Annotated in this window: 9 protein-coding genes; 4 read left to right on the top strand and 5 right to left on the bottom strand. The window is 64.7% G+C overall.

Annotation, left to right across the window (positions count from 1 at the left end):
* Positions 1–83 precede the first annotated feature (83 nt).
* Positions 84–1,316 (bottom strand): multidrug effflux MFS transporter, encoded by a 1,233-nt coding sequence (locus tag RMO23_RS03730; RefSeq protein WP_309678757.1) that lies wholly within the window; start codon positions 1,314–1,316, stop codon positions 84–86.
* Positions 1,313–2,152 (bottom strand): 16S rRNA (cytidine(1402)-2'-O)-methyltransferase, encoded by an 840-nt coding sequence (gene rsmI, locus RMO23_RS03725; RefSeq protein ID WP_309678758.1) that lies wholly within the window; start codon positions 2,150–2,152, stop codon positions 1,313–1,315. Before rsmI ends, RMO23_RS03730 begins: the two co-directional genes overlap by 4 nt.
* Positions 2,153–2,202: 50 nt before the next feature.
* Here rsmI and RMO23_RS03720 point away from each other — a divergent pair, with 50 nt between their 5' ends.
* From RMO23_RS03720 to RMO23_RS03710, 3 genes are all read left to right on the top strand, one after another.
* Positions 2,203–2,646 (top strand): YraN family protein, encoded by a 444-nt coding sequence (locus RMO23_RS03720; RefSeq protein ID WP_309678756.1) that lies wholly within the window; start codon positions 2,203–2,205, stop codon positions 2,644–2,646.
* Between the two features lie 132 nt (positions 2,647–2,778).
* The gene (locus RMO23_RS03715; RefSeq protein ID WP_309678755.1) at positions 2,779–3,378 is read left to right on the top strand and encodes a phosphoheptose isomerase; all 600 of its coding nucleotides are present in this window, start codon (positions 2,779–2,781) and stop codon (positions 3,376–3,378) included.
* Complete coding sequence (locus RMO23_RS03710; RefSeq protein ID WP_309678754.1) at positions 3,375–4,052, top strand: BON domain-containing protein; 678 nt, start codon at positions 3,375–3,377, stop codon at positions 4,050–4,052. The genes RMO23_RS03715 and RMO23_RS03710 overlap by 4 nt, the downstream gene beginning before the upstream one ends.
* A gap of 16 nt (positions 4,053–4,068) precedes the next feature.
* Here the strand turns inward: RMO23_RS03710 and RMO23_RS03705 are convergent, their stop codons facing one another.
* The 3 genes from RMO23_RS03705 to RMO23_RS03695 all read right to left on the bottom strand — a co-directional run bounded on the left by RMO23_RS03705 (position 4,069) and on the right by RMO23_RS03695 (position 7,459).
* Positions 4,069–4,983 carry an NAD(P)-dependent oxidoreductase gene (locus tag RMO23_RS03705; protein ID WP_309678753.1) on the bottom strand — a complete coding sequence of 305 codons (915 nt, stop codon included), beginning with the start codon at positions 4,981–4,983 and terminating at the stop codon, positions 4,069–4,071.
* 145 nt (positions 4,984–5,128) lie between these two features.
* Entirely contained in the window at positions 5,129–6,265 is a 1,137-nt protein-coding gene (locus tag RMO23_RS03700; protein ID WP_309678752.1) for a PilT/PilU family type 4a pilus ATPase, read from the bottom strand.
* 150 nt (positions 6,266–6,415) lie between these two features.
* Complete coding sequence (locus tag RMO23_RS03695) at positions 6,416–7,459, bottom strand: type IV pilus twitching motility protein PilT (protein ID WP_309678751.1); 1,044 nt, start codon at positions 7,457–7,459, stop codon at positions 6,416–6,418.
* Between the two features lie 65 nt (positions 7,460–7,524).
* Between RMO23_RS03695 and RMO23_RS03690 the strand changes: the two genes are divergently transcribed.
* Positions 7,525–8,220 (top strand): YggS family pyridoxal phosphate-dependent enzyme, encoded by a 696-nt coding sequence (locus RMO23_RS03690; protein ID WP_309678750.1) that lies wholly within the window; start codon positions 7,525–7,527, stop codon positions 8,218–8,220.
* The last annotated feature ends 127 nt before the right edge of the window (positions 8,221–8,347 follow it).

Below are 8,347 nucleotides of genomic sequence, written 5' to 3'. Positions count from 1 at the left end.
GCGTGGAGGAGCGGGTCAGGTTCCCGGACAACTGATTCCCGTTGGCCTTGCAAACGAGCACCTTGTTGCTTGGCCTGGCAGTCCTAGTCCCCCTCCACCGCGCGGCCGATTTCCGGCCAGCGCCGGTGCAAAAACACCCAGGCCACCAGCCCCACGCACATCATCGCCAGTGAGCTGCCAGCCAGCGCCAGCGTGGAGTGCATCACCAGCGGCGCGATCACGCCGGCCACGATACCGTTGGCACTCGACCCGATGAAGGCCTGCAGCGACGAGGCCATGCCGCGCCGCTCGGGGTGCAGGTCCAGCACCAGCAGCGTCACCACCGGCACCATCAGCGCCCAGCCAAAGGCAAACAGCGCAATCGGTATCAGCGCCCAGGCCACATGCGGCGTCAACAGCCAGTTGGCCGCCAGATTGACCAGCGAAGTCGCCAGCATGATGACGAAGCCATGGCGGATCTGCCGCTTGGGCGCGATTTTTCCGGCCATGCGCCCGCTCAGCCAGGCGCCGGCCATGATGCCGGAAATGGTGAGCAAGAAAAACCAGAAAAACTCGGTCGGCTGCAACCGCAGGTGCTCGCCCAGAAAGGCCGGCGCCGACAGCACGTAAAGAAACATGCCGTTGAAGGGCACGCCGCTGGCCAGCGCCAGCAGCAAAAAGCGCGGGCTGGAGCCCAGCTGCCAGTAGCCGCGCATCAGGTGCTTCACTTCAAAAGGCTGACGCGCATGAATGGCCAGTGTTTCCGGCAAAAACCGGTAGTTGGTGCCCCACAGCAGCAGGCCCACGCCCGTCAGAAACCAGAAAATGCTGTGCCAGCCCAAGTGCACAAACAGCCAGCCGCCCACAATCGGCGCCAGCGCCGGTGCCACGCCAAAATAAATCGTGACCTGGCTCATGACTTTTTGCGCCTGGGCCGGCGCATACATGTCGCGAATCACGGCCCGCGACACCACAATGCCGGCGCCGGTCGACAGCCCCTGCAAGGCCCGAAAGAAAACCAGCTGCTCGACGCTCTGCGACAGGGCGCAACCGGCCGACGCCAGGGTGAACATCGCAATCCCCCACAGCACGACAGGCCGGCGGCCAAAGCTGTCGGCCATCGCGCCATGAAACAGGTTCATGAAGGCAAAGCCAAACAGGTAGGCCGACAGCGTCTGCTGCATCTCGACCGGCGTGGCGCCCAGCGAGCGCGCCATGCCGGAGAAAGCCGGAATGTAGGTGTCGATCGAAAACGGTCCGAGCATGCCCAGCACGGCCAGCAACACCGCGAGCGCCCAGCGCGGCCCGCGCCAGAGTTGGTCGGCGTTCGGGTTCATGCCTGCTTGAGCTTCAGGGCGGTTTCGTACAGCTCGTTGCGCGCCGCACCGGTGATTTCCGCGGCCAGTTTCACGGCGGTTTTGAGCGGCAGCTCGGCCAGCAGCAGTTGCAGCACCCGGCTGTGGTCCTGCGGCGCCTCGGCCGCGCTGGATTCATGCAGCACCAGCGCAAACTCGCCGCGCGTGCGCTGCGGGTTGCCGGCCAGCCAGGCCGAAAAGTCCTGCGCGGCCACGGTCGCGATTTCCTCAAACTGCTTGGTCAGCTCGCGCCCCACGGTCACCAGGCGGCCCTGCAGCGGCGCCATGGCGCGGGCCAGCGCCTCGATGCGGTGCGGCGCCTCCAGAATCACCGTGGCCCGCTGGTCGGCCTGCAGGGCGGCCACGGCCTGGTCGCGCTCGCCGGCCTTGCTGGGTAAAAAGCCGGCAAACACAAAACCCGATTCGCCACTGAGGCCCGCCACGCTGAGCGCGGTCGTCACGCTGCTGGCGCCCGGCAGCGGCAACACCCGCAGCCCGGCCACGCGGGCGGCCGCCACCAGCCGCGCGCCCGGGTCGCTGACGGCGGGCGTGCCGGCGTCGCTGACATAGGCCACGCGTTCGCCGCGCTGCAGCCGTTCCAGCACCAGGCCGGCGGCCTGCGCTTCGTTGTGTTGATGCACGGCCAGCAAGGGCTTTTCGATGCCATATTGGCGCAGCAGGGTCTGGGTGTGGCGGGTGTCCTCGCAGGCAATCGCGTCCACCCGCTGCAGCACACACAGCGCGCGCAGGCTGATGTCGGCCAGGTTGCCGATCGGCGTGGCCACGACGTACAGCGTGCTTTCCGGATAATGCTGCATGCCCGCCGCAGCGCGTGCAGCCTCCAGGGCCAATTCGAAAGAAGCGTTCAATGTGGTTTTCCAAGAAACAGGGGGTCAAGTCGCCGCCGGGCAGTACGGCGCCGTTGCCATCACAGCCTAGCACCAAATCCCGGGGCGATGCGGCCGAGTCGGCGGCGCGGGCCTATCTGCAGCAGGCTGGCCTGAAGTTTGCGCAGGCCAATTATCGGACGCCGGGGCGCGGCGGCGGCGAGATCGACCTGATCATGCAGTCGCCTGACGGCACGCTGGTGTTTGTCGAGGTGCGCCAGCGCGCCGGCCACTCGCATGGCGGCGCCGGCGCCAGCATCAGCGGCGTCAAGCGGCAGCGCATTATTTTTGCCGCACGCCACTACCTGATGCGCTTTGCCAGCCCGCCGCCCTGCCGCTTTGATGTGGTGCTGGTGCACGGGGCGCTGGAGGCGGGCGGGCAGGCGCGTATTGAATGGTTGCCGGCGGCGTTTGATGCCTCCTGAGCGGCTACCCGCGCGGGCGGTCCGCACGCCGGACATCGGCCAAAGCGTGGAATTATGTAAGCAGACATTGCCTTTGGCCCGATGCAAGCCCCCGGTGGGCGGGTATTTCCCCTGACCCGCTATCATTGCCCCATGCTTGAACAACGTATTGAACAGCACTTTATCGACAGCGCCGACCTTAAATACCAGGCGGCCCATATTCTGTCCAAACCCATCGCGGCGGCGGTGCAGGCCATTTTGTCCAGCGTCACCAGTGGCGGCAAGGTGCTGGCCTGCGGCAATGGCGGCTCGGCGGCGGATGCCCAGCATTTCGCGGCCGAATTTGTCGGCCGCTACGAGCGCGAGCGGCCAGAACTCGGCGCGATTGCGCTGACCACCGACAGCTCCATCCTCACGGCGATTGCCAACGACTACGATTTCAGCGTGATCTTCTCGAAGCAGGTGCGTGCGCTGGGCGGCGCCGGCGACGTGTTGCTGGCTCTCAGCACCAGCGGCAATTCGGCCAATGTGCTGGCCGCCATCGAGGCTGCCCACGAGCGCGAGATGACCGTGGTGGCGCTGACCGGGCGCGGCGGCGGCAAGATGACCCAGGCGCTGCGCGAAACCGATGTGCATATATGCGTCCCGCACGAGCGCACCGCGCGCATCCAGGAAGTGCACCTGCTGGCGCTGCACTGCATTTGCGACGGCGTGGACACCCAGTTACTTGGCGATCAGGAGACTTCTGTATGAAAGCTTTCGCGTTGAAACGGCTGAGCCTGGCCCTGTGTGCCGCCACCCTGCTGACGGGCGCGCTCACGGCCTGCGTGCCGCTGGTGGTGGGCGGGGCCTTTGCCGGCGGCACCATGCTGGCCACCGACCGCCGCACCTCGGGCGCCCAGCTGGAAGACGAAGGCATCGAGCTGCGCGCCAGCAGCCGGATTCGCGGCAATGTGGGCGATAGGGCGCATGTGAACCTGACCAGCTACAACCGCCAGGTGCTGCTGACCGGCGAAGTGCCCAGCGCGCAGGACAAGCAGTTGGTCGAGCAGATTGTTTCGCGCGTTGAAAACGTCAACTCGGTGGTCAACGAGCTGGCCGTCAGCGGCAACTCCAGCCTGAGCCAGCGCTCCACCGACGTGCTGGTCACAGGCCGCGTCAAGGCCAATCTGCTCGATGCGCGCGATCTGCAGTCCAATGTTTTCAAGGTGGTGACCGAGCGCGGCACCACCTACCTGATGGGGCGCGTCAGCCAGCGCGAAGCCGACCGGGCTACCCAGGTGGTGCGCGCCACGCCGGGCGTGCAAAAAGTGGTGCGGATTTTCGAGCTGCTGAGCGACGACGAGCTGGCGCGCATGTCGTCTTCCACATCAGCGCCGGTCAGGCCGCCCGCGCCGCTGGTGACCGACCCGCCCGCCAGCAACTAAGGGCCGGTTGACCGGTTTAGCGCAGGCGCCGGATCAGGCTGGAGGTGTCCCAGCGCTGGCCGCCCAGCGCCTGCAGATCGGCGTAAAACTGGTCCACCAGCGCCGTCACCGGCAGGCGCGCGCCATTGCGCCTGGCCTCGTCCAGCACCAGCCCCAGGTCCTTGCGCATCCAGTCCACCGCAAAGCCAAAATCAAACTGGTCGGCCACCATGGTCTTGCCGCGGTTATCTAACTGCCAGCTTTGCGCCGCGCCCTTGCCAATCACGTCCAGCACCTGGTGCAGGTCCAGCCCGGCCTTCTGGCCAAAGGCAATCGCCTCACTCAGCCCCTGCACCAGCCCGGCAATGCAGATCTGGTTGACCATCTTGGTCAGCTGGCCGGCGCCGGTCTCGCCCATCAGGGTGAAGGCCTTTGAAAACGCCATGCCCACGGGTTTGGCCACCGCAAACGCCGCCGCATCACCACCACACATCACCGTCAGCGCGCCGTTTTGCGCGCCGGCCTGGCCGCCCGACACCGGCGCATCGACGAAATGCAGACCCAGGCTGCTGGCCGCGGCGTACAACTCGCGCGCCACATCGGCCGACGCCGTGGTGTGGTCGACCAGTACCGCGCCCGGCTGCATGCCGGCAAAGGCGCCGTCCGCGCCCAGCGTCACGCCGCGCAGGTCGTCATCATTGCCGACGCAGCTAAATACGATGTCGGCCCCGCGCGCCGCCAGCGCCGGCGTTGAGGCATAGTTTGAGCCTGCAGCCCCCGGATATTCTGCACACCATGCTATAGATTTAGTAGCAGTCCGGTTGTAGACCGTGACCTCATGCCCGGCCAGCGCCAGATGCCCCGCCATCGGGTAACCCATGACGCCCAGGCCCAGAAAAGCGACTTTGCGGCGCGGCGTGGGTTCGTAGGTTTTGGGGTGGGTGCTTGACATGGTGAATCTTCCAGAAAGCCCCAAGGGGCGTGGCGAGCGGGATGCAGTGCTAGGCGCGGGTGCCTGAAGAAAACCGGAGCGACCTTCCGGGTCGTGAGGATTTTCTTGGGACTGCAACGACGCAATGCGCCCGCTCGGTAGCCCGTTAGACGATGGCGAAGTTTTCGGTGCCGGCGGCCAGGTCTACCGACCTGGCCCGCTGCGAATTGAGCTTGATCTGCAGCCGCAGGTCGTTCACCGAATCGGCATTGCGCAGCGCGTCTTCGTAGGTGATGTGGTTGTTTTCAAAGGCGTCAAACAGCGCCTGGTCAAAGGTCTGCATGCCGATGTTGCGGCTTTTCTTCATGATCTCCTTGATCTCCGAGACCTCGCCCTTGAAGATCAAATCTGAAATCAGCGGCGAGTTGAGCATGACCTCGACCACCGCGATGCGGCCCTTGCTGTTTTGCTTGGGCACCAGGCGCTGCGACACCATGGCCTTGAGGTTGAGCGACAAGTCCATCAACAGTTGCTGGCGACGCTCTTCCGGAAAGAAGTTGATGACCCGGTCCAGCGCCTGGTTGGCGCTGTTGGCATGCAGCGTGGCCAGGCACAGGTGGCCGGTTTCGGCAAAGGCAATCGCGTGTTCCATGGTTTCGCGGTCGCGGATTTCGCCCATCAAAATCACGTCGGGCGCCTGGCGCAGGGTGTTTTTCAGCGCCGCCTCCCAGCTGTCGGTGTCCAGTCCCACCTCGCGCTGGGTCACCACGCAGTTCTTGTGCGGGTGCACAAATTCCACCGGGTCTTCAATCGTGATGATGTGGCCGTAGGACTGCTCGTTGCGCCAGTCCACCATGGCGGCCAGCGTGGTGGACTTGCCCGAGCCGGTGGAGCCGACCAGAATCGTCAGGCCGCGCTTGGACATCACCACTTCCTTCAGCACCTGCGGCACGCCGAGACCGTCGATGGTAGGCAGGGTGGCCGGAATCACCCGCATCACCATGCCGACCTTGCCCTGCTGGACAAAGGCATTGACCCGAAAGCGCCCAACGCTGGGCGGCGAAATGGCGAAATTGCATTCCTTGGTGCGCTCGAATTCGGCCGCCTGCTTGTCGTTCATGATGGCGCGCGCCAGCGCCAGCGTGTGGCTGGCGTTCAGCGGCTGCGGCGAGACCTTGGTGATCTTGCCATCGACCTTCATGGCCGGCGGAAACTCGCTCGTGATGAACAGGTCGCTGCCGTTGCGGCTGATCATCAGCTTGAGCAGGTCGTGAATGAATTTACTGGCTTGATCGCGCTCCATCAGAGCACCTCCTGTTGGGTGGTTTCAGTTGCCGCCGAAGAGGGGGGCAATGGTGAGCCATGCAATTTTTCGCCGGGCCGCCCCAAGCAAGCACAGCCCCCTCGGGGGGCAGAGAGCTACACGCATTGAGCGAACGTGGGGGCCACATATCTAGCCGGGGAAATTTTCCGGAATTTTGGCCTTGCCGCGCGCCTCGGCGGCAGAAATCACGTTGCGCTTGACCAGCTCGGTCAGGTTCTGGTCCAGCGTCTGCATGCCCACGCTGTTGCCGGTCTGTATCGACGAGTACATCTGCGCCACCTTGGCTTCGCGGATCAGGTTGCGGATGGCGCTGGTGCCCAGCATGATTTCATGCGCGGCGACCCGGCCCTGGCCGTCCTTGGTCTTGCACAGGGTCTGCGAGATCACCGCCTGCAGCGACTCCGACAGCATGGAGCGGATCATTTCTTTTTCCTCGGCCGGAAACACGTCGATGATCCGGTCAATGGTCTTGGCCGCGCTCGAGGTGTGCAGCGTGCCAAACACCAGGTGGCCGGTTTCGGCTGCCGTCATCGCCAGCCGTATGGTTTCCAGGTCGCGCATCTCGCCGACCAGAATCGCGTCCGGGTCTTCGCGCAGGGCGGATTTGAGCGCCGCCGCGAAGCTCATGGTGTGCGGGCCGACCTCGCGCTGGTTGATCAGGCATTTTTTCGACTCGTGCACGAACTCGATCGGGTCTTCCACCGTCAGGATGTGGCCGTACTCGGTTTCGTTGAGGTAGTTGACCATGGCCGCCAGCGTGGTCGACTTGCCCGAGCCGGTCGGGCCCGTGACCAGCACCATGCCGCGCGGTTTGAGCGCCAGGTCGCCAAAAATCTTCGGTGCGTTGAGCTGCTCCAGCGTCAAAATTTTCGACGGAATGGTTCGCAGCACGGCGCCGGCGCCGCGGTTGTGGTTGAAGGCGTTGACGCGAAAGCGCGCCAGCCCGTCAATCTCGAACGAGAAGTCGACCTCCAGGAACTCTTCGTAGTTCTTGCGCTGGGTGTCGTTCATGATGTCGTACACCATGGCATGCACCTGCTTGTGGTCCAGCGGGTCGACGTTGATGCGCCGCACATCGCCGTGGACCCGGATCATGGGCGGCAGGCCGGCCGACAAGTGCAGGTCAGATGCCTTGTTTTTGACGCTAAAGGCCAGCAGCTGCGTGATGTCCATCCCGGGCAATCCTTGTCGATTTGTTACAAATTAAGCGCTTTTGAATCTGCGTTTACATTCTGATTATGACCACGATTGTGCGCAACCTCCAGCTGGTACGTGACCGGATTACCACGGCCTGTTTTGCCGCCGGACGCGACCCGGCCAGCGTGCGCCTGCTGGCGGTGTCCAAAACCTTCGGCGCCGAGGCCGTGGCCGACGCCATGAGCGACGGCCAGCGCGCCTTTGGCGAAAACTACATTGCCGAGGGCGTGGCAAAAATCCTGGCGCTGCAGGCCCGGCGCAGCGCGCTGGAATGGCACTGCATAGGCCCGGTGCAAAGCAACAAGACGCGGCTGGTGGCCGAGCATTTTGACTGGGTGCAGTCGGTGGACCGGCTGAAAATCGCCCAGCGCCTGAGCGAGCAGCGGCCGGCGCAGCTGCCGCCGCTGCAGGTCTGCCTGCAGGTCAATGTCGATGGCGGCAGCAACAAGGCTGGCCTGGCGCCGCAAGACGCCCTGGAACTCGCCCAACAGGTCGCGCAACTGCCGCGCCTGACGCTGCGCGGCCTCATGTCGATTCCCGAGCCTGCTATTAATTTTGTAGCTGCCTGTGCGGTTCACGCAAGGGCCAGAGCCCTTTTTGACCAGATTAATCGGTCTGGCGTGCTGCCGGCGCCGATGGATACGCTGTCGATGGGCATGACGGCCGATCTGGAGGCGGCGATTCATTCGGGCAGCACCCTGGTGCGCGTCGGTACCGCCATTTTTGGTGGCCGGTAGCGGTGCCCCCACGCTTGTCACTGCGTGTACTGCGCTGCCCCCCGAGGGGGCCGCTGCGCCTGCGGCCCGGCAAAGCCGGTTCCGCGGCCCCTGCTGGCGTGAAGAGCAACTTCCACGCCTTTGCTTG

Origin of the sequence: Polaromonas sp., from assembly GCF_031411155.1 — a bacterium.
In the GTDB taxonomy this organism is placed as follows: Bacteria; Pseudomonadota; Gammaproteobacteria; order Burkholderiales; family Burkholderiaceae_C; genus Polaromonas.
This window is presented reverse-complemented; position numbering and strand designations above follow the sequence as displayed.

Excerpts from the sequence above, each read along its gene's own strand:
- rsmI (WP_309678758.1), bottom strand. The coding sequence starts at position 2,152 with ATGCAGCATTATCCGGAAAGCACGCTGTACGTCGTGGCCACGCCGATC.
- RMO23_RS03720 (WP_309678756.1), top strand. The coding sequence starts at position 2,203 with ATGTGGTTTTCCAAGAAACAGGGGGTCAAGTCGCCGCCGGGCAGTACG.
- RMO23_RS03730 (WP_309678757.1), bottom strand. The coding sequence starts at position 1,316 with ATGAACCCGAACGCCGACCAACTCTGGCGCGGGCCGCGCTGGGCGCTC.
- RMO23_RS03705 (WP_309678753.1), bottom strand. The coding sequence starts at position 4,983 with ATGTCAAGCACCCACCCCAAAACCTACGAACCCACGCCGCGCCGCAAA.
- RMO23_RS03695 (WP_309678751.1), bottom strand. The coding sequence starts at position 7,459 with ATGGACATCACGCAGCTGCTGGCCTTTAGCGTCAAAAACAAGGCATCT.
- RMO23_RS03700 (WP_309678752.1), bottom strand. The coding sequence starts at position 6,265 with ATGGAGCGCGATCAAGCCAGTAAATTCATTCACGACCTGCTCAAGCTG.
- RMO23_RS03710 (WP_309678754.1), top strand. The coding sequence starts at position 3,375 with ATGAAAGCTTTCGCGTTGAAACGGCTGAGCCTGGCCCTGTGTGCCGCC.
- RMO23_RS03690 (WP_309678750.1), top strand. The coding sequence starts at position 7,525 with ATGACCACGATTGTGCGCAACCTCCAGCTGGTACGTGACCGGATTACC.
- RMO23_RS03715 (WP_309678755.1), top strand. The coding sequence starts at position 2,779 with ATGCTTGAACAACGTATTGAACAGCACTTTATCGACAGCGCCGACCTT.